Source organism: Enterococcus sp. DIV0421 (assembly GCF_051713745.1).
In the GTDB taxonomy this organism is placed as follows: domain Bacteria; phylum Bacillota; class Bacilli; order Lactobacillales; family Enterococcaceae; genus Enterococcus_D; species Enterococcus_D casseliflavus.
In genome coordinates this window covers 996558-1018561 of the sequence record NZ_JBIOQM010000002.1, presented here as the reverse complement: position 1 = coordinate 1018561, position 22004 = coordinate 996558, and the positions used below count along the sequence as shown (strand labels likewise).

Annotated in this window: 19 protein-coding genes; 5 read left to right on the top strand and 14 right to left on the bottom strand. The window is 41.5% G+C overall.

Annotated features, from left to right (window positions below; all coding sequences use genetic code 11):
* Nucleotides 1-5: 5 nt before the first annotated feature.
* The 6 genes from IGI96_RS15930 to lepA form a co-directional block, all read right to left on the bottom strand.
* Nucleotides 6-350: a damage-inducible protein J gene (locus tag IGI96_RS15930; protein ID WP_231419161.1), complete on the bottom strand. Its 345-nt coding sequence runs from the start codon at nucleotides 348-350 to the stop codon at nucleotides 6-8.
* A 9-nt stretch (nucleotides 351-359) separates the two neighbouring features.
* Nucleotides 360-734, bottom strand: coding sequence for a YdcP family protein (locus tag IGI96_RS15925; protein ID WP_231419153.1), 375 nt, complete (start codon nucleotides 732-734; stop codon nucleotides 360-362).
* A 12-nt stretch (nucleotides 735-746) separates the two neighbouring features.
* Nucleotides 747-1061 (bottom strand): YdcP family protein, encoded by a 315-nt coding sequence (locus IGI96_RS15920; RefSeq protein WP_081118559.1) that lies wholly within the window; start codon nucleotides 1059-1061, stop codon nucleotides 747-749.
* Between the two features lie 112 nt (nucleotides 1062-1173).
* On the bottom strand, nucleotides 1174-4401 hold the full coding sequence (gene fss3 / locus IGI96_RS15915) for a fibrinogen-binding MSCRAMM adhesin Fss3 (RefSeq protein ID WP_438785351.1): 3228 nt from the start codon (nucleotides 4399-4401) through the stop codon (nucleotides 1174-1176).
* Between the two features lie 90 nt (nucleotides 4402-4491).
* Nucleotides 4492-5403 (bottom strand): helix-turn-helix domain-containing protein, encoded by a 912-nt coding sequence (locus IGI96_RS15910; RefSeq protein ID WP_438785350.1) that lies wholly within the window; start codon nucleotides 5401-5403, stop codon nucleotides 4492-4494.
* Nucleotides 5404-5598: 195 nt separating this feature from the next.
* Nucleotides 5599-7434, bottom strand: a complete 1836-nt coding sequence (gene lepA, locus IGI96_RS15905; protein WP_154694447.1) for a translation elongation factor 4 — start codon at nucleotides 7432-7434, stop codon at nucleotides 5599-5601.
* Nucleotides 7435-7579: 145 nt separating this feature from the next.
* On the opposite strand from lepA, the gene IGI96_RS15900 reads away from it, so the two are divergent.
* The 4 genes from IGI96_RS15900 to IGI96_RS15885 all read left to right on the top strand — a co-directional run bounded on the left by IGI96_RS15900 (nucleotide 7580) and on the right by IGI96_RS15885 (nucleotide 10459).
* Complete coding sequence (locus IGI96_RS15900) at nucleotides 7580-8794, top strand: GNAT family N-acetyltransferase (protein ID WP_438785349.1); 1215 nt, start codon at nucleotides 7580-7582, stop codon at nucleotides 8792-8794.
* A 51-nt stretch (nucleotides 8795-8845) separates the two neighbouring features.
* The gene (locus IGI96_RS15895) at nucleotides 8846-9331 is read left to right on the top strand and encodes a nucleoside 2-deoxyribosyltransferase (protein ID WP_010748216.1); all 486 of its coding nucleotides are present in this window, start codon (nucleotides 8846-8848) and stop codon (nucleotides 9329-9331) included.
* Nucleotides 9332-9997: a hypothetical protein gene (locus tag IGI96_RS15890; protein WP_016609503.1), complete on the top strand. Its 666-nt coding sequence runs from the start codon at nucleotides 9332-9334 to the stop codon at nucleotides 9995-9997.
* Between the two features lie 276 nt (nucleotides 9998-10273).
* Nucleotides 10274-10459, top strand: coding sequence for a hypothetical protein (locus tag IGI96_RS15885; protein ID WP_005226019.1), 186 nt, complete (start codon nucleotides 10274-10276; stop codon nucleotides 10457-10459).
* Nucleotides 10460-10520: 61 nt separating this feature from the next.
* On the opposite strand, the gene lepB is transcribed toward IGI96_RS15885, so the two are convergent.
* From lepB to clpB, 4 genes are all read right to left on the bottom strand, one after another.
* Nucleotides 10521-11090: a signal peptidase I gene (lepB, locus tag IGI96_RS15880; RefSeq protein ID WP_005226018.1), complete on the bottom strand. Its 570-nt coding sequence runs from the start codon at nucleotides 11088-11090 to the stop codon at nucleotides 10521-10523.
* A gap of 166 nt (nucleotides 11091-11256) precedes the next feature.
* On the bottom strand, nucleotides 11257-12210 hold the full coding sequence (locus IGI96_RS15875) for an ABC transporter ATP-binding protein (protein WP_005226017.1): 954 nt from the start codon (nucleotides 12208-12210) through the stop codon (nucleotides 11257-11259).
* Nucleotides 12207-13748: an ABC transporter permease/substrate-binding protein gene (locus IGI96_RS15870; protein WP_438785348.1), complete on the bottom strand. Its 1542-nt coding sequence runs from the start codon at nucleotides 13746-13748 to the stop codon at nucleotides 12207-12209. Before IGI96_RS15870 ends, IGI96_RS15875 begins: the two co-directional genes overlap by 4 nt.
* A 167-nt stretch (nucleotides 13749-13915) precedes the next feature.
* Nucleotides 13916-16519: an ATP-dependent chaperone ClpB gene (gene clpB / locus IGI96_RS15865; protein ID WP_438785347.1), complete on the bottom strand. Its 2604-nt coding sequence runs from the start codon at nucleotides 16517-16519 to the stop codon at nucleotides 13916-13918.
* Nucleotides 16520-16828: 309 nt separating this feature from the next.
* Here clpB and IGI96_RS15860 point away from each other — a divergent pair, with 309 nt between their 5' ends.
* The gene (locus IGI96_RS15860) at nucleotides 16829-18355 is read left to right on the top strand and encodes an ABC-F family ATP-binding cassette domain-containing protein (RefSeq protein ID WP_010748209.1); all 1527 of its coding nucleotides are present in this window, start codon (nucleotides 16829-16831) and stop codon (nucleotides 18353-18355) included.
* 38 nt (nucleotides 18356-18393) lie between these two features.
* Here the strand turns inward: IGI96_RS15860 and IGI96_RS15855 are convergent, their stop codons facing one another.
* From IGI96_RS15855 to pepT, 4 genes are all read right to left on the bottom strand, one after another.
* Complete coding sequence (locus IGI96_RS15855; protein ID WP_438785346.1) at nucleotides 18394-19425, bottom strand: lysylphosphatidylglycerol synthase transmembrane domain-containing protein; 1032 nt, start codon at nucleotides 19423-19425, stop codon at nucleotides 18394-18396.
* A gap of 27 nt (nucleotides 19426-19452) precedes the next feature.
* Nucleotides 19453-19725, bottom strand: a complete 273-nt coding sequence (locus tag IGI96_RS15850; protein WP_010748207.1) for a DUF1294 domain-containing protein — start codon at nucleotides 19723-19725, stop codon at nucleotides 19453-19455.
* Between the two features lie 33 nt (nucleotides 19726-19758).
* Entirely contained in the window at nucleotides 19759-20667 is a 909-nt protein-coding gene (locus IGI96_RS15845) for a diacylglycerol/lipid kinase family protein (RefSeq protein ID WP_010748206.1), read from the bottom strand.
* Nucleotides 20668-20766: 99 nt separating this feature from the next.
* A complete protein-coding gene (gene pepT / locus IGI96_RS15840) occupies nucleotides 20767-21999 on the bottom strand; it encodes a peptidase T (RefSeq protein ID WP_438785345.1) in 1233 nt (410 codons plus the stop codon).
* Nucleotides 22000-22004 lie beyond the last annotated feature (5 nt).

Sequence of the window (22004 nt, the reverse complement as noted above, 5' to 3'; positions counted from 1 at the left end):
TATTTCTAATCTTCTGTCACAATGGGAAACTGTTTCGTTTTAACCAATTGCTTTAAAAAGGCTCCGATGTCATCTGGCATCTCCACACCGATTTCTTCCAAGACAGATTCTGCTTCTCGACACAGAATTTCATCAATTTCTACAACCATAAAGAAGGAGTCTTCTTCCCCTAACCAATTTAGTACATCGAAATCTTCACCGTCTTCTTCATCTATTTCAAAAAAATCCTGATGCATGAGTAGAAACATTTTTTCATCTGCCGTTAGAGCTTCATTGACTTGTTCTCCAGTCAATTCTCCTTTTCCGTAGCGATTAAAACAATCTAAAATATGTTCCACATCAATTTCCATACTTTTCACCTATTTCTTCCCTTCATTTTGGTTGGTCAGATTCCCTTGATTTGATTGTCGTTTCAAGACTAAATCATCCGCCTTAATAAACCAATTAACGGTAGTTCCTTCTCGGAAAACATAATTGGCGACTGTATCCACAATTGGATTGACCAACTCTACCTCTGCATCATAGGCAAACTCGCGCAAGGGTACATTTGCCGGGATACTAACTTGGATCATTCGACCTTGCGCCGAAGATTTCAAATTGTAGGTCCGTTCTTTTACCTCATTACTAACCGTTCCGTCCTCGTTTTGCTTGCGTACTTCTCGACGTAATGCGGAAAAACGCAACTTGCCAAATGTTAATCCTGAATCTACAACAATACCTTCTGTTAATCTCATCTTCTTTTCCTCCTATGCTTTCACTAAATCATCGACATACAACACGTAATCGGTAAAACCACGATTCTCAATCTCATAGCCTTTGGCAACCAAATGGGGATTCACGGCTTTTAGCGGTTGGTCTTGGTCAAAATCCTTTTCACCGGCTTCCGCAGCTACTACCACCTCAATATCATCGGCCCGTTGCTTACTGGAGTATAGATGATAACTGCGGCCAATCACCGTAGTATTCCGACCATATCCTTCTGTCAAAATTTCGCCTTCTCCGGCATAACTAATCTTTCCGAACGTTTCGGCCATATCTGGCACGACAAATTTCAATTCCATATTTTTTTCCTCTTTTCATTGTTGGTTTTGGATACAAAAATAGCGCGACCACTTTTTTAGGAGGCGGTCGCGCACGTTGGTTCTTCCTATTTACTTGTTTCATCTCATCACCTTAGTTCCGGCGATTCCAGAAATAATAGCCAGCCGTCGCAAAAATCAAGGTAAAGCCAATGAACAGTAGCACATTGGAATTTTTCTCCCCGGTTTGAGGGAATGTCTTCACTGTAGGGCTAGATTCTTGAGAGCCACTTGGAACAGTTGGTGTTTCCGGTTGTTCCCGCGTACTAGGTGTGGTTGGCACTTCTTTTGGTGTTAAGGTTTGAGATTTTTCTTTCAAATCTTCATTGTGTTTCCCATTGATATTTCCATCTTTATCATAGTTAATTTCTTTGAAGGTAAAACTTGTGCCTTCTGGATATTTACTCGTGTCTACTTTTTCCGCAAGCACAGTTTTGGTGAATTCTTTGTCATTCACTTCATACTCAATTTTGCCAGATTTCCAAATTTCTTTGTTCGTACCATCTGGAAGTAATGCATACAGAATTGTTTCAAAAGCTTCTTTTGATCCATCCAGTACATCATGGGTAATCGAGACATCATCAAACATATCCACTACATCACCATGAGTAAAGGTCTGAGAACCGTCTTCTAGATGTGCTTTTGTTTGGATGGAAACATGACGTTCCACCGTACAATTGACAGTTTGGGCTTGATTGTTCAAACTAGCATCTTTCGCCACTGGCTCATCGCCTGCTTCATAGGCTCCCTTGTTTTCATACACATAGTTGAACAAGACGATGGTTTTATCCAAAACTTGTTCGGCGGTTAATTTATGCAGAATTTCCCAAGTTCCTGTTTTCTCTTTGTTCGCCACCGTTTCGCTTATTTCGGAAATTACCACTGGATTGGCTTTTTCATCTTTTTCTTGAGCAGCTTTTGTGACTTCCACATCAATGGCTTGCGCTACGATATACCAGTCTTCTTTGATTCCATGAAGATTGTAACTCAATTTATCAACTAGCTCGGTAGAATCCAGAGTGGTTAATTCTTTGTCTCCATCTTTCCAAGTCGCAAGGGAAGTCAAACTATCTTCTTCCTCAGGTAAATCATAAAGCATCAAACGGTTCAAACTAACGGAGAATTCTTTGTTCGTCAGCTTCTCATAAGGAAAAGTCACCGTCTTAATCGGTTGTTTTTGGCCTTGTTCGGTAATGGTAAAGACATACTCACTCTTGGTGTAATCTTCTTTATTTTCTTTAAAAGTAGAACGGATTTCCAATGGTGTAATCTTTTGAAATCCTTCTGGCGCTTCTACTTCTTCAAGTAAATAATCCCCATAAGGTAAATTTTCAAACTTGCCATAGCCATCAAAGCCTAATTGCTCGTTATAAGCTGTGATCGCTTCATCTTTGGCACCGGTGATTTCATTGGTTCCTTCCAATGGCGACATTTTAAAGGTCAAATCATTGAAGCCAGTTTCGGCAGTGCCCTCAGCTGATCCAGCAAACTTAAAGAAATCAAAGCCAAAGCGAATGACTTGTTCCTTTGCCGTAACATCTCTGGTAATGACCGCATTTTTTTCGTTATCATCAATCTTTTTAATAGATACAGGGTATTTGGTTTGGTCTAAACTATACCCTTCTGGCGCCTTAGTTTCTTGCCAGTAATACTCATTAACCGCTAAATGCTTAACCGCAACTTGATTCTTTTCATCTAAAGCCAAAGTCACTGTTTCATCAGAAGCTTTCGTTCCTTTCACTAATTCTGGTTTAAAAGCCTCACTCCATTTTACTGCCTGACCGTCTTTTGCAGTAAAAAGAGTGTATTTGGCTCCTTTAAACTCAGCTTTCCCTTGAGTTTTATTACCGGTATCTTTGTCTTTTTTCGTCAAAGTAGTTTCACCAGTGATTTCTTGATTTTGACCTTTCACATTACTCGTAACAAGGGCTACGGTTTGATTGGCATACTTCAATTCGACTTTTACTGGTTTGAAAGTATTCACGAAACCATTAGATGCTTTGGTTTCGGTCACGTAATAGGTTCCCAATTCCAGCGCATCGGCAATCTCTTTTGGTGTTTCCGCATGACCGTTTTCATCCGTGGTCATTTCTTGAACGATTTCACCAGTTGGACTGTCTTTGCGAATGGCAAACGTATTGTCAGCTAAAGAGTAATTGTCATTCCAAAGATTACTCCCTGTTTCAATCCCGGTTTTATCCAGAATAATTTGACCTTTTTCTCTCGTATTTTTTGAAGTCACAGAAATGGTTTCACCTGCTTTAATCGTGGTTGTCATCGGAGTAGTATCAATCGTATAAGGCGCCGGTACTGATTTTTCAGTAATGGTTACTTTTGTATCATGAGGAATCCCATCCAATATCGCAATGCCTTCTTTATCGGTAGTCACGTCTTTTGCAGGTAAGTTTTTTCCAAAGCCTAAATGGAAAACTGTTCCTGGTACAATAGCACCCGATTCTTTATCAACTTTCTTGATTTTTAAAGAACCCTCAGTTTCCACATCAATTTTTATCGTGTAAGTGTTCGGTTTATCAATCGCCCCGGCCATTAAGGTCTGTTGCCCGGCTTTTTTATAGGCCACTGGCGTTCCGGTACCAGCAGATTTCTTAAGCATCAACACACCACTTTCTTTTGAATTGGTATTTGGTGTGATGACCAATTGATTTCCATTTACACGATAATCAATGTTTGCGGTATTTTCCACAACTTCATCGAATTCTGACAAGTTTAAATTATTCGTATCCGTTACGGTTGTCGATTGACCTAAAACTGTTTTCACTGTGGAATTATGAAAGCTTGGTTTCTTCTGATAGTCCGCAATCGCTTGATTGATTTTTGCCTCAATGGCTGCGATATTTACGGCACTTCCATCCGATCGTTTGATTGAATAAAGCGTGTAGCCATTGACTTCTTGCCAAATCATCTTCTGTGCCACAATATGAGTATCTACATCTGTGCCGGCTTCCTTCCATAAAACGGAAACTAGTTTCGCTTTCTCCGGCATATCTGGCAATGGATTTTTCTCATAACCTGGAGTAAATTGATTATCAATCGGGACTCCTGGTTCAATACAGAAAATATCTTGTTTCACCCCATTGTACGTAGCATAGTGAGGAACGGTGACTTCTGACATAGGGCGGCCGTCACTAAAAGTTCCTTCGACAGCATATTGATGCGCTAAATCCAATTCCACTGTCACGGTTTGTGGATGAGTAATTTCCTCGGCAAAGGCAATCGTAGAACCAATCACACCACCAAGTGTTTGACCTAATAGAGCCAAAGTCGCAAATAATCGCCAATTTTTAAATCTCGGCTTTTCCATATAATTAATCTCCTTTCCCATTTGGGTAATAAAAAAGAGACATCCCTCTTTGAATGTCTCTAGTGTTTAAAACTATTCTTTTCAAAAATATCAGATACCATATATCAAAAACTCCAAAGAGACTTTTCCTATATAGGCATACTGAATAATGCGATCAGTATTTGGGATATCTTTACCATTCTCGTATTTATCCATCGACCATTTTGTAATCGAAGGTGAAAAAAACTTTCCAAAGTCTTCTCTTTCTAAACGATAATCCCTTCGAATCTTCCTGAATCTTAGTCCCATTCGGAAAGGATCCAACTTTTCAAATTGGTTAATCGTATTTCCCCTTTTCAACATCTTGCTAAAAGTCTCCCCATACAAAATATAAGGAACAGTCACTTTTCCAAGATAGGCAACATGCATTAATCTTTCGATATCAGGAATATTCGTACCCTTTTCCCACCTATTCACAACATTCTTACCCGCTGGTCGAGTAAAGTTCTTACCAAATTTTTCCAGTGTCTCACCTCGATTTTTCCGAATCTCTTGGATTCGTTTTCCCATCGCTATTTTATCGACGATGGGTAATTTAAAAGAACCATCATCTTGTTTTATATCCATCAAAATTTCTTTACCATCGTTAAAGAGAAACACAGCAATTTTTTGCTGCATTTCCTTCGATGGTTTTCTCTTTCCGTTTAAAACATAACTAAGTGATACTTCACTAGTCCCTACTTTAGTAGCCAACTCTTTATTGAGTAACTTGTTCATGTCTCTGTATGCAATAAGTTGATCAATAAGAAGCCCAACTCTATCCTTCTCATCTTTTAATAGAGTTTCTACATTCAGAATTTTACTTAGTGTATCATCTACATCTTTTGGAATTTTCCTTGTTCCTTTTTCATACTTGACTAAAGCACTTTGCGAAATCCCCGCTAAGTCGGCTAGCTTCTTTTGAGACATTTTTTTCTCTTTCCTTAAAGATTTAAGAAATTCACCACTTATATTTTCAGACATGAAAAAAGCACCTCCTATGAGATGCTTTCATCATACGCTGACGGTTAAAAACCTTCAAGGAAAATATTCCATTTTTGTTAATTTTAATACTGCCGTGACAACCGTATGACAGTTTAAACTTTTTTAAACGGGTAAATCACGAATTTTATGCCACTCAAAAAGATTGATTCAATAGGGTTTTCAGTTGATAAAAAGCTATTTCGCGTTATCTTGGTCATCCATCTTCAGAACGGCCATGAAGGCTTCTTGCGGTACTTCGACGGAGCCGATTTGTTTCATCCGCTTCTTCCCTTCTTTTTGTTTCTCTAGGAGTTTGCGTTTTCGAGAAACGTCACCGCCGTAACATTTCGCCAATACGTTTTTACGCAAGGCTTTGATATCGGAACGCGCAACGATTTTTTGTCCGATGGCTGCTTGGATCGGTACTTCAAATTGTTGTCGTGGGATCAATTTTTTCAGTTTTTCAACGATGGCTTTACCGCGTTCATAAGCAAAGTCACGGTGAACGATAAAGCTTAACGCATCTACTTTTTCAGTATTCAGCAAGATGTCCATCTTCACTAGCTTGCTAGTTCGGTAACCAGACATTTCATAATCCAGTGATGCGTACCCTTTGGTGCTGGATTTCAATTTATCAAAGAAATCAAAGACGATTTCCGATAGTGGGATCTCATAAACGACGTTTACACGATAATCATCCAAGTAATCCATCGTGACAAAGTCTCCCCGTTTGCGTTGGGACAATTCCATTACAGCACCGACGTAATCATTAGGCACCATGATTTGTGCTTTGACGTAAGGTTCTTGTACGTTTTCAATCGTGACTGGTTCAGGAAATTCTGCTGGGTTATCAACGACGACCATTGAGCCATCTGTCTTGTTGACATGATAGATTACGGATGGTGCAGTCGTAATCAACTCAAGGTTAAATTCACGTTCTAGCCGTTCTTGCACGACATCCATGTGTAATAGGCCTAAGAAGCCGCAACGGAACCCAAATCCTAATGCTTGAGAGGTTTCTGGTTCAAATTGCAATGCTGCATCATTCAATTGTAATTTTTCCAATGCTTCTCGAAGGTCGTTGTAGCGTGAAGTATCGATTGGGTACAATCCGCAATAAACCATCGGATTCATTTGACGATAACCAGCTAAGGCTTCTTCTGCTGGATTGTTGGCTAATGTCACCGTATCCCCGACTTGGGTATCTTTAACGGTCTTGATGGCAGCAGTGATATACCCAACATCGCCCACCATCAACGCATCTCGTTGAATGGCTTTTGGTGAAAAGACACCCACTTCCGTAACATCAAAGGTCTTGCCATTGCTCATCATTTTGATTTTATCTCCAGGTTTGACCATCCCGTCCATGATGCGGACGTTTAAGACCACCCCACGATAGGAATCGTACACGGAGTCAAAGATCAACGCTTTTAGAGGTGCTTCAATATCACCTGCTGGAGCTGGGACATACTCAACAATTTGTTCCAAAATGTCTTCGATCCCAATACCTGCTTTGGCACTTGCTAAAACAGCTTCACTGGCATCGATACCGATCACATCTTCGATCTCTGTTCGTACTCGCTCAGGATCGGCAGCTGGCAAGTCTATTTTATTAATGACTGGTAGGATCTCTAAATCATTGTCTAACGCCAAGTAGACGTTTGCCAATGTCTGTGCTTCGATCCCTTGAGCTGCATCAACGACGAGCACGGCGCCTTCACAAGCAGCCAAACTGCGGGAAACTTCATAGGTGAAATCGACGTGCCCTGGGGTGTCGATCAAATGGAAGATGTAGGTTTCGCCGTCTTTGGCGGTATAGTTAAGTTCCACGGCATTTAATTTGATTGTGATTCCTCGTTCACGTTCAAGATCCATGGAGTCTAATAGTTGGTTTTGCATTTCTCGTGACGTCACCGTATGGGTTTGTTCCAAAATACGGTCCGCCAATGTTGATTTCCCATGGTCGATATGGGCGATAATGGAGAAATTACGAATCTTCTCCTGTCGTTTTTTCATTTCTTCTATGTTCATGGATACGTTCCTCATTTCTTTTAGTCAGCTTTTCTATTATACCAACGAAACGCCAATAGATAAAGTATTTTTCTTAACCGTTATTTAGACATATTCATTCAGGTTTTGCTATACTAGAGCTAGCAAATAAATTGGAGTTGAAAGAATGGACAATAATTTTCATCAAAATCTACATATTCGAGCGGTGGAAGAAAAAGACGTTGATCAGTTCAACGAACTGTTAAGCTATGTTTTTCAGATCACTGAATCGGATATTGAAGAAAGCGGCTATGAGAGCAAACGGGAAATGATCAAATCTAAGCGCCCGATCTTAGAGCTTTCCAAAGTCTTTGGCTGGTTCAATGAAGACAAGTTGATCTCGCAAATCGCCGTTTATCCTTGTGAAGTCAATATACACGGCAAATTGATCAAAATGGGCGGAGTGACCGGTGTTGGGACCTACCCAGAATATGCCGGACATGGCCTGATGAAAGACTTGATCAAGCTTGCCTTAGAAACGATGCGGGAAGATCAGCAATGGATCTCCTACCTTTATCCATACAATGTGCCCTACTATCGTCGCAAGGGCTGGGAGATCATGTCCGACAAGCTGACCTTCAAAATTCGTGATACCCAGCTTCCGAAAACCAAAGAAGTCCCTGGGATCTTAGAGCGCAAAGAAGTGGATGATCCTGATGTCTTTACTGTCTACAACCAATTCTCCCGCGACAACCATGGTGCCTTGCAGCGGACCTCTTTTCACTGGGAAGAGTATTGGCGCTATGAAAATGAAGAAGAGCGCACCGCGGCTGTTTATTACAATGCCAGTGGTCATCCGACTGGTGTACTTTTTTATTGGGTAGCCGAAGAAGTCTTCCATGTAAAGGAAATGTTCTACTTGAATCAAGAAGCCCGCAATGGTCTTTGGAATTTTATCTCTGCCCATTTCTCAATGGTTTATTGGGTCAAAGGAGACATATATTCAAACGAACCCCTGTCCTTCTACTTGGACGATAGCCAAATCAAAGAAACCATCGAGCCTTATTACATGGCGCGGATCGTCGATGTTGAACAGTTTTTGAAAAACTTCCCATTTGAAGCCTTCCAAACACCCTTTCACTTTGTTGTTTCCGACCCAGTTGCCGATTGGAACAACGGGATCTTCGGTGTCCAATACAATCACGGGGAGATCGTGGTTTCAAGAGAAGCTATCGGAAAAGCGGTCCAACTGGATATTCAGACATTGTCGTGTCTGTTGATGAATTACCGCCGTCCGGCTTACTTAGAGCGTGTGGAACGGCTAAATACCGATTCAGAAACACTGGCATTACTGGAATCGATCATCCCTGATATGGAAGCCTATTTTAGTGATTATTTCTAAACAACGAATCAACAAAACGTACAACTATGAATGATTAAGGAGTGTTTTTGAATGAAACTATATTTTGCTGCTCCCCTGTTTGCTGCTAGTGACCTGCGCTACAACGCCGAACTTGTTGCGTCGATTCGTCAGCAGTATCCGCAGCTGGAGATTTATTTACCTCAAGAAAATGCCGCGATCAATGATAAATCTGCCTATGCGGATAGCAAAATGATCGCTTTGGCAGATACCGAAAAAGTGCTGGAAAGTGATTTGATGATCGCATTGCTGGATGGTTTGACCATCGATGCTGGGGTTGCCTCTGAGATCGGTGTCGCCTATGCAAAAGGCATTCCTGTTTTAGGGCTTTATACGGATAGTCGCCAACAAGGTGCCGACAATCAGCAAAAGCTGGCAGCATTACAAACCGTTGCGGAAAACCAATTCCACTATGTCAATCTTTATACGGTGGGTTTGATCAAGCTAAACGGGGAGATTTACTCCTCTGAAGCAGCCCTTTTAGCTGGCTTAGCCGACTATCTTTCGGAGGACAACTAAATGGGGCAAAATTATCAGCGACTGCAAAAGGTATTCACTATTTTCGGTGTTCTCGTGTTTTGTTTTTCTTTGTGGGAATTCTTCCGTGGGGTCTATCCGCAAACACAAGGATTGATTTTCCTCGCCCAAGCCTTGCTTGGGATTTTATTGATCTTTGTCCCAGAAATGAGTAAAAAGTTCTTGAAAATCCAGCTACCAAATGCCACCGTCTACTTTTATTGGTTTTTCTTGCTGATCTCTGTATTTATGGGGACGATCTTACATTTGATCGAAACCATTGCTTTCTGGGATAAAATTCTGCATGCGGTAAGTCCAATGGTCTTGACGGCTGTCGGCTATGGATTGATCTGTCTGCTACTGAAAGAAGTCAAAGTTTCAAACGTCTCTCCCTGGTTATTCTTATTGATGGGCTTTGCTTTTGCCGGCTTGTGTGGTATCTTCTGGGAGTTTTGGGAGTTTATCTGCGATTCTGTTGGTGGAATGAACCTCCAACGTTATGCAACCTTAGATGGTACTCCGTTTATCGGTCGTGAAGCATTGATGGATACGATGGGTGATTTACTGACCAACACGATTGGTGCTGCCTTAATGGGCGTGATCGCGTATGTGCAAGGTCGAGGCAAACCTGATTACTTTGAAAGTTATCGGATTAAAAAATTATCATAAACGACCTTTAAAAGCTTGTTGAAACCATCGTTTTTCAACAAGCTTTTTTCTTTTGTTCTTTTATTCATAAAGAAAAATTTATAAAAATACTTAAATAACACATCTTATTTTTATAGATTCGCTGTCTATCAAGGTTTGACCTTTCTTACACTTCCCTATAAAACGATTACAACCACAAAAAAATTCCCTCGTTTAATCATTTTTATTTCCCCAAAAAACCATGGTCTGTTATAATTACATTATTCATTTGACGTTGCGTCAGTAAAGGAGAGGCTTATGGTTCTAACAGTGTTTTTTATTTTATGCTGCTTGATTTTTTCATCGATCACCTATGCGTTCTCTAAAGATGCTCGAAAATTTGTCCAACCTTTATCAATCAAAATTATTTTTATTGCATCAGCTATTATTGCGGTTTGGACAATGTTCTTTTCAATGGTTGCATTTGTCGCTTGGGTCATCTAAAAAACATTCTTGTCAGTTGCGATCGTTTTCGCTGCACTGGCAAGAATGTTTTTTCTTTTGATTAAAATAGTTTGATTTGATTCAATGGCCAAAAGCGCAGCAGCACTTTCCCTTCCATTTGATCTTCCGTTACAACCCCGAAACTGCGACTGTCTCTAGAGATCAAACGATTGTCTCCCATCACAAAATAGCTGCCTTCAGGCACCGTTTCTGAGAAATCTTCCGTAAACTGTTCCGCACCAGCGGCGATTTGCTGAAACATTTCACGATAAGAATATTCGTCTTGTAATTGATCGTCTGCAAATTTCTCTTTAAACTCATCTAAATAGGGTTCTTCGTATACTTCTCCATTGATCGTTAGGACATCATCTTTCATCTCGATGGTATCACCGGGTAAACCAATCAACCGCTTGACAGCGATTTTACTTGGATCATCTGGTTCAACACATATCACGATGTCTTGTCGGTCATAGGAGGAGATTTTTGATGCAATCAAACGCTGTTTATCTGCCAACGTTGGGTCCATAGAATGGCCACTGACTTGAACTGGGGTCAGGACAAACAGACGGATGAGAACCACGGCGACGATAAAGAAAAGCAGTAACCAATTTTCTTTGAGGATTTTTACCATAGCTGCTCTTTCGCTCCTTTACTGCATCTTTTGTCATCGGCGAAAGCTTGTTCTGCCATTTTGACAAAAGATATCTTCCTCAATCTTACGTGGAATTTTTGCTTTGAGCAAGAGAAATCATCGATTTTAAAAAAATTATGATATTTCTCGTTGCGAAAAGAATCGTTTACGTTCGATCACGACTCAAGAAAGCAAACACATCTTTTCGACGTAGACTCCCTATCAGTTGGTGATTTTCTTCGATCACCAACGTCTCATGACTCGCAAATAAAGTATACAACTCATTTAATGGCGTAGATGCTGCAATTTTCGGGTCAGCTTGATTGATGTCATTGCTGAAAAAGTTCATCCGTATCAAATCTCCTGCTGTGACCAGTTTCGCTTCATCTTCCCCGGTTTCTTCAAAGAAGCTTTTCACAAAAGCGGTTTTTGGTTGTGAAACAATGACTTCTGGTGTATCGCATTGAACGATCTTCCCTTGATTCATCACAGCGATGCGCGTCCCTAATTTTACCGCTTCTTTCATGTTATGCGTGACAAAAATAATCGTCGTCCCAAGCTCTTGGTGCAGATCGAGGACTAGCTCCTGTAAGGAATTACGAGAAATTGGATCAAGGGCACTAAAGGGTTCGTCCATCAGAATGATTTCGGGATTGGCAGCTAATGCGCGCAAGATCCCTATCCGTTGCTGTTCTCCACCAGACAATTCTTTCGGCATTCGATGACGGTACTGCTCTGGGTCAAGTTTGACCTGTGTCAGCAAACGATCCACGGCTTCTGAGCGATCTTTTTTTGACCACCCTAACATCTCTGGGATCACTTCGATATTTTGTTTGACATCCATCGTCGGAAACAGAGCGATTTGTTGGAGAACATACCCCATTTGCCAACGCATCTTTTGAATATTGTATTCTTTGATGCGTTTTTCTTTGAAGTAAATATCACCATCTGTCGGTTCTGACAACGCGTTGATCATCTTCAAAGTCGTTGTTTTCCCACTCCCAGAAGGACCGACCAAAACAAAGATTTCTCCTTTATTGATACTCAGATCTAATTGATCGATCACTAGTTTTTGATCAAACTTTTTACTGACGTTTTTAAATTCAATAATTGGTGTCATTCTTGTCCCTCCTTAATTAATCCTTCGTCTATCAGGAAGGTACGTGCGACTTCTGCTGGATTTTTTCCTTCGACATTGACCTGATAATTCATTTTACTCATTTGTTCTTCGGTGATTTTCCCTGCCAACTTTTCCAATGCACGGACGACTTCTGGATGTTCCTTGGCAAAGGCTTCTTTCATCAAAGGCGCTCCTTGATAAGGTGGAAATAGTTCCTGATCGTCTTCTAGAATAACTAAGCCATATTGACGCAATTCACTGTCCGTGGAATAGGCATCCAGTAGATTGATATCGCCATTATTGATGGCTTGGTAACGCAATGCTGGTTCCATACTTTGGACACTTGGAAAATCTAGCTCATAAAGTTCTTGGATCCCCGCATATCCGTCCGTCCGATCAATGAATTCGAGAGTGAAGCCAGCTTTGATTTGATTTTCGATTTTCTTCAAATCAGAGATCGTGGTTAGTCCATTTTCCTCAGCAAATTCTTTTTTGACAGCCAACGCATAGGTATTTTGATACGCCATCGGCTGAAGCAAGGTCATCTCAAACTGATCCTTCAATAGATTGACTGCTTCGGTATAGGTTTCGTCGGAGTCAAGTTTTTGACTCGCAAGCTCTTCTGGTACCTCAACTAAGCTCTCCAACACGGTACCAGTAAACTCTGGATATATATCAACTTGACTATTGTCCAATGCGCTGAATAAGAAAGAGGTTTTTCCAAAATTTGGCTCTAGTTCAACTTGGGCATCAGGGTCTTCTTGTTCAATCAATTCTTTGTACATGTTGATCAAGATATCAGGTTCAGACCCTAGTTTCCCTGCGATCGTAATGGTTTTGGGAGCAAAAAATCCGCTTTGTGAGAAGGAAACCCCACCAATCAGCAAGATGATTGCTGCCAACGTGATCAAGATATAGCGCGGTTTTAAATGTTGCAGGTAACGGATCAGGGTACTGAAAACAATCGCCAACAAAGCAGACCCGATCGCACCAATCAACGTTAACTCAGGCGCATTTCGATCGATCCCTAACAAAATAAAGGAACCTAACCCGCCAGCGCCAATCAAAGCGGCTAAGGTCGCTGTTCCGATGATCAAGACCAGCGCCGTGCGAATCCCAGAAATTATGACAGGCAAAGCAATCGGCAACTCGACTTTGATCAATCGGCGCATCCGAGACATACCAAATGCCGCAGCAGCTTCTTCGATTGATGGATCGATCTCCGAAAGGCCAATATAGGTATTTTGAAAGATCGGCAATAACGCATAAATAACTAATGCGATCAATGCAGGTGGCGTTCCGATCCCCACGAATGGGATCAATAAACCTAACAGTGCCAGTGATGGAATCGTCTGTAACACACTCGTTATTTGTAGGCCGACTTCCGCTGCCCGTTTATGATTAACCAGCCAAATAGCTAAAGGAACAGCAATAACGATCGCCACGAGCAGCGCAATGATCGACAATGACAAATGTTCAAAGACAGCTGTCAGCAATTCCCCTTTTCGCTCATTCAACGTTTCAAAAAAAGTATTCATCTTTTCATTCCTCTCCTACTCCATAAGAACAGTATAATCGAAGTGCGAATTTCCTCCAAACAACAAGCAAGGAGAACTTTTTTGTCATATGTTGAGAGACAAAAAAACGATGGCTGCCAATGAAATGGCAACCATCGTTTTGTATTTATTCATTTGTTCTCTTTTTATTACTCGGTCATTGGCGTATTTTCAAAAACCAGCTGATCGTTCAATAATTCGATCGTGACTTGGGTCTTTGGTAAGACTCTGCCAGCAACGATTTCTTTTGCCAATGGGGTTTCGACTTCTCTTGTGATAAACCGACGGAGAGGTCGCGCACCATACGCTGGCTCATAAGCATTTTCAGCGATCCAGCGTTTGGCTTCTTCAGTGATCGTCAACAGTATATCTTGGACTTCCAGTCGTTGTGAAAGCTGTGCGATGATCTTGTCGACGATGCCTGTCACATCGCTTAGACTAAGCGGTGTGAATAAAATCGTATCGTCGATCCGATTTAAGAATTCTGGTTTGAAATGGCCTCTCAAGAGATTACGGACAGTTTCTGCGACAGATTCTGGGATCGTCCCTTCTGCAGTCACGCCATCTAGCAAGACTTGAGAGCCGATGTTGCTAGTCATGATCAAGACGGTATTTTTGAAATCAACGACGCGTCCTTTTGAGTCTGTCAAACGGCCATCATCAAGCACTTGCAATAAGATATTGAAGACATCTGGATGGGCTTTTTCGATCTCATCCAATAAGACGATCGTGTATGGATTGCGTCGAACGGCTTCGGTCAATTGTCCGCCTTCTTCAAATCCAACATAGCCTGGAGGGGCACCGACCAAACGAGACACCGAATGTTTTTCCATATATTCGCTCATATCGATCCGAACCATATGCTCTTCAGAGTCAAAGAGGTTGACCGCTAACGCTTTCGCTAATTCGGTCTTACCGACGCCGGTCGGTCCTAAGAACAAAAAGGAACCTAATGGTCGATTTGGATCTTGCAGACCAGCTCGGGAACGAATGACTGCGTCACTGACGGCATCGACTGCCTCGTCTTGTCCAATCACTCGTTGATGCAAGGTCTCATTTAATTTCAACAGTTTTTCTCGTTCGCCCTCCACTAATTTCACAACAGGGATTCCTGTCAAGCGGCCCACGACTAAGGCGATCTCATTTTCTGTCACTGACTCTTGAACCATCCGAATGCCTTCGTCTTGGTTTTTTTCTTCCAATTCAGCGAGTTCTTTTTCCAGTTGGGGAATCGTCCCATGACGAAGAACAGCTGCCCGTTCCAAATCATAGTTATTTTCAGCATCTTCCAACTCATGCTTGGCTTTATCGATCTCTGCCCGTTTATTTGAAACTGCATTGACTTCTTCTTTTTCCGTTTCCCACTGCATTTTCATGGTATTGACTTCTTCACGCAATTCCGCCAATTCTTCTTGTAAAATGCCTAAACGTTTTTTCGATGCATCATCAGATTCTTTTTTCAGTGCGGCTTCTTCGATCTCCAATTGCATCAAACGTCGAGTGACCTGATCGAGCTCGGTAGGCATCGAATTCATTTCCACCCGAATCGTGGCACTTGCTTCGTCGATCAAATCGATGGCTTTGTCTGGTAAAAAGCGGTCCGTGATATACCGATCAGATAAGGTCGCAGCAGCAACAAGCGCATTGTCATGGATATTGACGCCATGATGGATCTCGAACCGTTCTTTCAAGCCACGTAAAATCGAAATCGTATCTTGAACGGTTGGTTCCTGTACCAGCACTTTTTGGAAACGACGTTCCAAGGCTTTGTCCTTTTCCATGTATTGACGGTATTCATCAAGGGTGGTTGCGCCAATCGTATGCAATTCTCCCCGTGCCAGCATTGGTTTTAGTAAGTTTCCAGCATCCATGCTGCCTTCCGTCTTACCAGCACCTACAATATTGTGGATCTCATCGATAAAGAGAATGATCCGTCCATCGGCTTTTTTCACTTCTTGTAAGACGGCTTTCAAACGCTCTTCAAATTCACCTCGGAACTTGGCACCTGCGATCAAGGCACCCATATCCAGAGAAAAGATCGTTTTGTCTTTTAGGTTTTCTGGGACGTCTTTTCGCACGATCCGTTGAGCCAATCCTTCAACAATGGCTGTTTTACCAACCCCCGGTTCACCAATCAAAACGGGATTGTTTTTTGTTTTCCGAGAAAGGATGCGAATCACGTCGCGAATTTCTTCGTCTCGTCCGATAATGGGGTCCATTTTTCCGCTGCGGACTTGTTGGACCAAGTCAACGCCGTATTTTTCTAATGCTTTGTATTGTTCTTCTTGATTTTGTGAGGTCACACGATCCCCTCCTCTTAATGTTTCGATCGTTTGCTTGATTTCTTTCGCGGTGATTCCTTGTTTCTTTAAATACACCGTCAATGGATGATTTTTCAATTTCATCAACGCATAAAGGACGATTTCTGTGGAAAGATACTCGTCTTGAAATTCATTTTTTAATTGATCTGCCTCAGACAAAAGATGAAACAGATTTTGACTCATGGATTGACCATAACGAACATTTCCTCCTTCAACCGAAGGCAGTTCATCTAGTAGCTGGTCGACTTCCTTTTCAAATGCATCGACATCAAGGCCTGTATCCGTATAAAAATTGCGGCCGAATTGATTGGCTTGCAATAAAATCTTCCATAAATGCGGAATATCGATTTCTTGGTGGTGACGCGTCATGGCAATCTGCTGTGCTTCCGCGATGGCACTCTGTAATGTAGTCGTCATTTTTTCTGGGTTCATACTTTTCCCTCCCAAAATGGTAGTCAGAAAAATTAGTACACTGCAAGCAGCATCCTTTTTTCTACTCTTCTATTATACAATATTGGTCAGTAATGGTCAAAAGATTTCCCTCGAAGATCAAGATTTTTTTCAGTATTCTTTCATGAAAATTGACATATAGGAAGCCGCAATGGTATGCTAGGTCTTGATTGGTCAGGAACAATCGATTTTCCTGATCCTTTTGATCGCTCTTTGGCGATAGTTATTCAGTAAGATTATCTACTTAGCTGTAACGTCTACTGTTTACAGCTTTTTTATATGGAGGAAACGATGTTAACATTAACAAATATTAGCCAACAATTTGGCGACAAATTGCTTTACGAAGATGTTTCCGTTCAAATCAACCGTGGGGAAAAAGTCGGGTTGATTGGACGGAATGGCGCCGGCAAAAGTACTTTAATCAAAATCATTACAGGAGAAATTCTCCCAGACGATGGCTTTGTTCAATTTCCGAAAAATTTGAAAATGGGCTATTTGGATCAATATGTCAATGTTGATGAAACGCAATCGATCCGTGATTTTTTGCGCTCTGCCTTTGCAGAAGACTTCGAAAAAGAACAACAGATCGCAGATCTTTATACTGCTTATGGCGAAAGTCTTGACGATAAGCTTTTAGAAAAAGCCGGCGAATTGCAAAATCAATTGGATCAAGGAAATTTCTACCAAATGGATACATTGATCGATGATTTAGCAGAAGGATTAGGTATTTCGGTTCTCGGCATGGATACCCCCCTTGCTTCCTTAAGTGGTGGTCAACGCTCAAAATTGATTTTAGCAAAAATGCTGCTAGAAAAACCTGACATGCTGATTTTAGATGAACCGACCAACCACTTAGATGATGAGCATATCAAATGGCTGGTTGAGTTTTTACAGGACTTTACTGGTACCTACTTAGTCGTTTCTCATGATCGACAATTTTTGAATGAAATCACGACCCATATCATTGATATCGAATTTGGCAAGCTTTCTAAGTATACGGGGAATTTAGACAAAGCATTAAAGCTAAAAACGCTGCAAAATGAAAGTTATATGAAGCAATACGAAGCACAACAAGAGCATATCAAGAAAACCGAAAGCTATATCCGTAAATACAAAGCTGGTTCTCGTTCAACAATGGCAAAGAGTCGTGAAAAACAATTGGCAAAAATCGAACGTTTGACCCCACCCCAAGATGTCCCTAAACCGCATCTAGGATTTGATTTGGCACCGATCGTTACGACCTTGGCATTAGAGACGACCAATCTAGTGATCGGTTATGACCAAAAGCCTTTACTATCGCCAATCAACCTAACGATCCGCTATGGCGAAAAAATTGCGATTCGGGGATTTAATGGGATCGGTAAATCGACGTTGATCAAAACAATACTTGGTGTGATCCCTGCAATTGAAGGAACCGTTTCTTACCCACAGCATACAAAGTTTAATTACTTTTCTCAAGATCTTGACTGGGAGTATCCATTACAGACGCCTCTGCAATACCTCGAGGATCTTTTCCCAAAGGCAACCAACAAAGAATTGCGACGACAACTTTCTCGTGCGGGATTACCTAGCCAGCTTGCTCAAGAGGAATTGAAATTATTAAGTGGTGGCGAGCAGACAAAAGTGAAGTTAGCTGAAATGATGTTGATCAAAAGCAACTTTTTGATTCTTGATGAACCGACCAACCATATCGATCAAGACACGAAAAACAATTTGGAAGAAACCCTGGCAGCTTTTCCCGGAACCGTTCTGATCGTTTCCCATGAAGCTGAATTCTATGAATCCTTTGTTGATCGGATCATTGATTTGAAAGACTAAAAAAAACGCTTATCCTCTACTCGAAGATAAGCGTTTTTTTAACTTTCCACTTTTTCTTTTCTAAGCTCTGTCAGCTCTTGGCTAATGTCTTTGCGCTTTTCTTTCATTACATATGCAAAGCCAATAATGAATGGCCAAATGAATGTCGCTAAGCGATACAGCAGCATAGAAGATGCTGCATCGACTGTGCCGACTAATGGACCAAAAAGCAGCATATAAATAAATTCAAAGGAACCGATCCCTGCCGGTGTTGGAATCACTCCGGACAAGACGACGGCAAAGCTGATGAAGGATAACGTCAACAAGAAATCGATCTCTGGGTGCTGCACGACAAGAATCACATAAGGGATCACGTACCAAGGCAGCATCTTCAAAAGATTCCAAAGATAGATGCGTAAAAAAGCGGTCCGGTCGGTAATGATTGCATTGACCGTTTCTCGCAAAGAATAGATCTGGGTGTTGCATTTGTCAACGATTCCTCTTAATGTCGCACTTTTGAACAGCTTATTACTGACGATCACAAAAAAGACTTGAATGTTGATACTGACAGAAAGTGCCAATAAAGCGGCAATGATCAAAAAGACGAGTACGATCCCCGCCAATATCACCCAAATCATATTCGGCGCATTGTCATAGAATAACGAGAATTGAATGATCAACCCAGCGATCGCATAAGTCAATATGGCAAACTTATACATCACCATGTGTAAAGTGGTGACCCCAACCCCTTGTGACAACTGCAAACCATTTTTACGATAAAAATTCACCTCTGAGATCAAGGTGCCCGCGCCAAACGTCACGATCCGATAAAACCCACTGTAACAGACGGTTATAAACCCCGCCTTGGTGGTGAATTCCGGTTGAAAAGTCACTGCGATCTCTTTAACTGTTCGTCCTTCAATCACTAGGTACAATGTGCCAAGCCCCATAACCAGTAAGACGACGAGAAAGCTGGTCTCTCTTAGCCCCGCTAAAATTTCCATCATCGAGTTACGGACAAAAAAATACATCACACCCAGAATGCCTACTAGTAAAAGTAAATTAAGGGCGAACTTCACTTTAGTTTTCATATTAACTCCTTGCTTGTTAAACCGAATTTATGCAAAAAAGACCATCAGCAGGATAGCAAAAACGGTGCCGAAAGCAAAAAAGAAATAAAACTTCTTCTTTCTTGTTTTGTGGCGAAACACGCGTTGCGCGATCAAACCGCCTAATCCGCCGCCAATCGCCCCCATAAAAAGGAGATTTGCTTCGGGAACCCGCCAACCTTGTTTTACTGCCTGATATTTATCATAACCCATCAGACAGAAAAGATAAAGATTGACTGCAATTAAATAAAACCACAATGGATTGTAAATCAGTGCATCCATCCATTTCCTCCATATGATTGATCGTAGGGACCATTATTTTGATTCTTGTGCTTCCTCAGGTACCAACATCGTCAACCCGTGCTTGATGACTTTCATCTCTATTGGCAGATCATCCGTTGGATCGCCGTCGGTCCGAGTATGAACCGTTTTTTCTTTCGCTTTGATCGAGACCTTTGCGGCAGTGAAGTATTCAACACTTGGTACTTTGGCAATTCTACCCCGAATAATTCTTGGCAAATACAAAATAAACCGTAAAATGTTCAATTTTGGCAAAAGAATAACATGGAACAAGCCATCGTCAGGTTTTGCTTCTTCATCAAAGTTCTTAAACCCACCTGCTGAATTCGACATAACGATCGTCAGTAATTGACTTTTCCCCTGCCATTTCCGTTCGTCAGCGATGACTTCCAATTTGTATTGTTTCTTTTTGATCAACAGATGAATGAACCGTTTCATAAACGCCAACGGACCGTACTGTTGTTTTTCTTCTTGGGAAGTTGCTGCTGCAGTATCTGCTAAAAGACCAATGGTCATCGTCGAGATCATTACTTGATCATTGACCATCCCATAATCGATCGGACGTTCAACCCCTGTTAAAATATTCTCAAACGCTTCTTCTGGCTTGACTGGAATACCTAACATTCGAGCGAAGTTATTTACCGTTCCTCCAGGAATGATCCCGATCTTCAGCTCATCCAGCTTTTCTTTGAATGTTTGCAGCCCATGATGGATCGTTCCATCCCCACCAATAATAACAATCGTATCGACCGCATGTTTCTTGGCTGCCTCTTTAACATCCTCAGGGTCAACATCGGGATTTGATGCTTGTAAAAACACTTGATGCTCATCGCCTTGTTCGTTCACATAGGCTTGGAATTTTTCTGCTGTTTCTTTTGCTTCACTTTTCCCCGCTGTATCGTTGTATAATACGAGAATTTTCATCCTATTCACATCCTAATAAAAGGCCGGGCCTTACGCAAGACCTGCGTGAAGAGTTCCCAGCCCTAAAGTTGTTCTTTTCTTTCAATGAAGAAGCTGCTGCTATGCTTGCGCATTCAGTTCGGCGATTTTCACGATCACATCGGTCGCTTTCATCATTGATTGTAGTGAGACGAACTCATAACGTCCATGCATATTTTCTCCACCAGCAAAGATATTCGGGGTTGGAATCCCTAGATAGGAGATTTTCGAGCCATCGGTCCCACCACGGACAGGTTCTGTCATCGGTGTGATTCCAACTGCTTTCATCGCATCTTTCGCTAAATCAATGATGCTCATATCTTTTTCGATGATTTCTTTCATGTTGTAGTATTGATCATATAGATGTACGTGCACTCGTGGTTCATCAAAGCGGGCATTCAAGCTTTCTTGAACCGCTAATAATTGTGCTTTTCTTTCTTCGAAACGACTCCGGTCATGATCTCGAATAATGTATGCCATTTTCGCTTCTTCTACTGAACCACTAAGGCTCATCAAATGGAAGAACCCTTCTGTCCCTTCGGTTTTCTCAGGAACTTCATCAGCAGGTAGCGCATTTTGAAAATCGACTGCTAGTTGCAAGGCGTTGATCATGGTGTCTTTGGCTGTTCCAGGGTGGACATTCTTTCCTTGGATCGTAATTTCAGCTTGCGCCGCATTGAAGGTTTCGTATTGCAATTCTCCTACTGGACCGCCATCCATTGTATAGGCAAAATCAACATTGAAATCTTCCACATCGAACTTATCTGCACCAACACCAATTTCTTCATCAGGGCCAAAAGCGACTTTGATTTCCCCATGCTTGATCGTTGAGTTTTTCAGTAAAATTTCCATGGCCGTCATGATTTCTGCAATACCCGACTTATCATCAGAACCTAATAAAGTGGTACCATCGGTAGTGATCAAGGTTTCGCCAGCATAATTTTTTAAATTCGGAAAATCTTTTGTGTTTAATGTGTATTTTCCTTCTTTATCTAATTTAATGGTCGATTCGCCATCGTAATTTTCGATGATCTGCGGATCAACATTTTCTGCATTAAAATCGGCGGTATCCATATGGGCGATAAAACCGATGGAGCGCACGTCATGATCGACGTTACTTGGTAATGTTGCGATCACGAAACCATTTGATTCATTGTAATGAACATCGCTTAACCCTAGTTCTTCAAGTTCTTTTTGCAGTTCTTTAGCAAACGCGACTTGTGTTTGGGTGGAAGGGGTTGTGGTGCTTGTTGCATCCGAACGTGTTTCTGTTTTGACATATTTTAAAAAGCGAGGCAATAAATTTTCGTACATAAAAG

Excerpts from the sequence above, each read along its gene's own strand:
- IGI96_RS15875 (WP_005226017.1), bottom strand. The coding sequence starts at position 12,210 with ATGACACCAATTATTGAATTTAAAAACGTCAGTAAAAAGTTTGATCAA.
- lepA (WP_154694447.1), bottom strand. The coding sequence starts at position 7,434 with ATGAACATAGAAGAAATGAAAAAACGACAGGAGAAGATTCGTAATTTC.
- lepB (WP_005226018.1), bottom strand. The coding sequence starts at position 11,090 with ATGGTAAAAATCCTCAAAGAAAATTGGTTACTGCTTTTCTTTATCGTC.
- IGI96_RS15845 (WP_010748206.1), bottom strand. The coding sequence starts at position 20,667 with ATGAAAATTCTCGTATTATACAACGATACAGCGGGGAAAAGTGAAGCA.
- IGI96_RS15920 (WP_081118559.1), bottom strand. The coding sequence starts at position 1,061 with ATGGAATTGAAATTTGTCGTGCCAGATATGGCCGAAACGTTCGGAAAG.
- IGI96_RS15910 (WP_438785350.1), bottom strand. The coding sequence starts at position 5,403 with ATGTCTGAAAATATAAGTGGTGAATTTCTTAAATCTTTAAGGAAAGAG.
- IGI96_RS15885 (WP_005226019.1), top strand. The coding sequence starts at position 10,274 with ATGGTTCTAACAGTGTTTTTTATTTTATGCTGCTTGATTTTTTCATCG.
- IGI96_RS15855 (WP_438785346.1), bottom strand. The coding sequence starts at position 19,425 with ATGAAAACTAAAGTGAAGTTCGCCCTTAATTTACTTTTACTAGTAGGC.
- IGI96_RS15890 (WP_016609503.1), top strand. The coding sequence starts at position 9,332 with ATGGGGCAAAATTATCAGCGACTGCAAAAGGTATTCACTATTTTCGGT.
- pepT (WP_438785345.1), bottom strand. The coding sequence starts at position 21,999 with ATGTACGAAAATTTATTGCCTCGCTTTTTAAAATATGTCAAAACAGAA.
- IGI96_RS15900 (WP_438785349.1), top strand. The coding sequence starts at position 7,580 with ATGGACAATAATTTTCATCAAAATCTACATATTCGAGCGGTGGAAGAA.
- IGI96_RS15860 (WP_010748209.1), top strand. The coding sequence starts at position 16,829 with ATGTTAACATTAACAAATATTAGCCAACAATTTGGCGACAAATTGCTT.
- fss3 (WP_438785351.1), bottom strand. The coding sequence starts at position 4,401 with ATGGAAAAGCCGAGATTTAAAAATTGGCGATTATTTGCGACTTTGGCT.
- IGI96_RS15870 (WP_438785348.1), bottom strand. The coding sequence starts at position 13,748 with ATGAATACTTTTTTTGAAACGTTGAATGAGCGAAAAGGGGAATTGCTG.
- clpB (WP_438785347.1), bottom strand. The coding sequence starts at position 16,519 with ATGAACCCAGAAAAAATGACGACTACATTACAGAGTGCCATCGCGGAA.
- IGI96_RS15925 (WP_231419153.1), bottom strand. The coding sequence starts at position 734 with ATGAGATTAACAGAAGGTATTGTTGTAGATTCAGGATTAACATTTGGC.
- IGI96_RS15895 (WP_010748216.1), top strand. The coding sequence starts at position 8,846 with ATGAAACTATATTTTGCTGCTCCCCTGTTTGCTGCTAGTGACCTGCGC.
- IGI96_RS15930 (WP_231419161.1), bottom strand. The coding sequence starts at position 350 with ATGGAAATTGATGTGGAACATATTTTAGATTGTTTTAATCGCTACGGA.
- IGI96_RS15850 (WP_010748207.1), bottom strand. The coding sequence starts at position 19,725 with ATGGATGCACTGATTTACAATCCATTGTGGTTTTATTTAATTGCAGTC.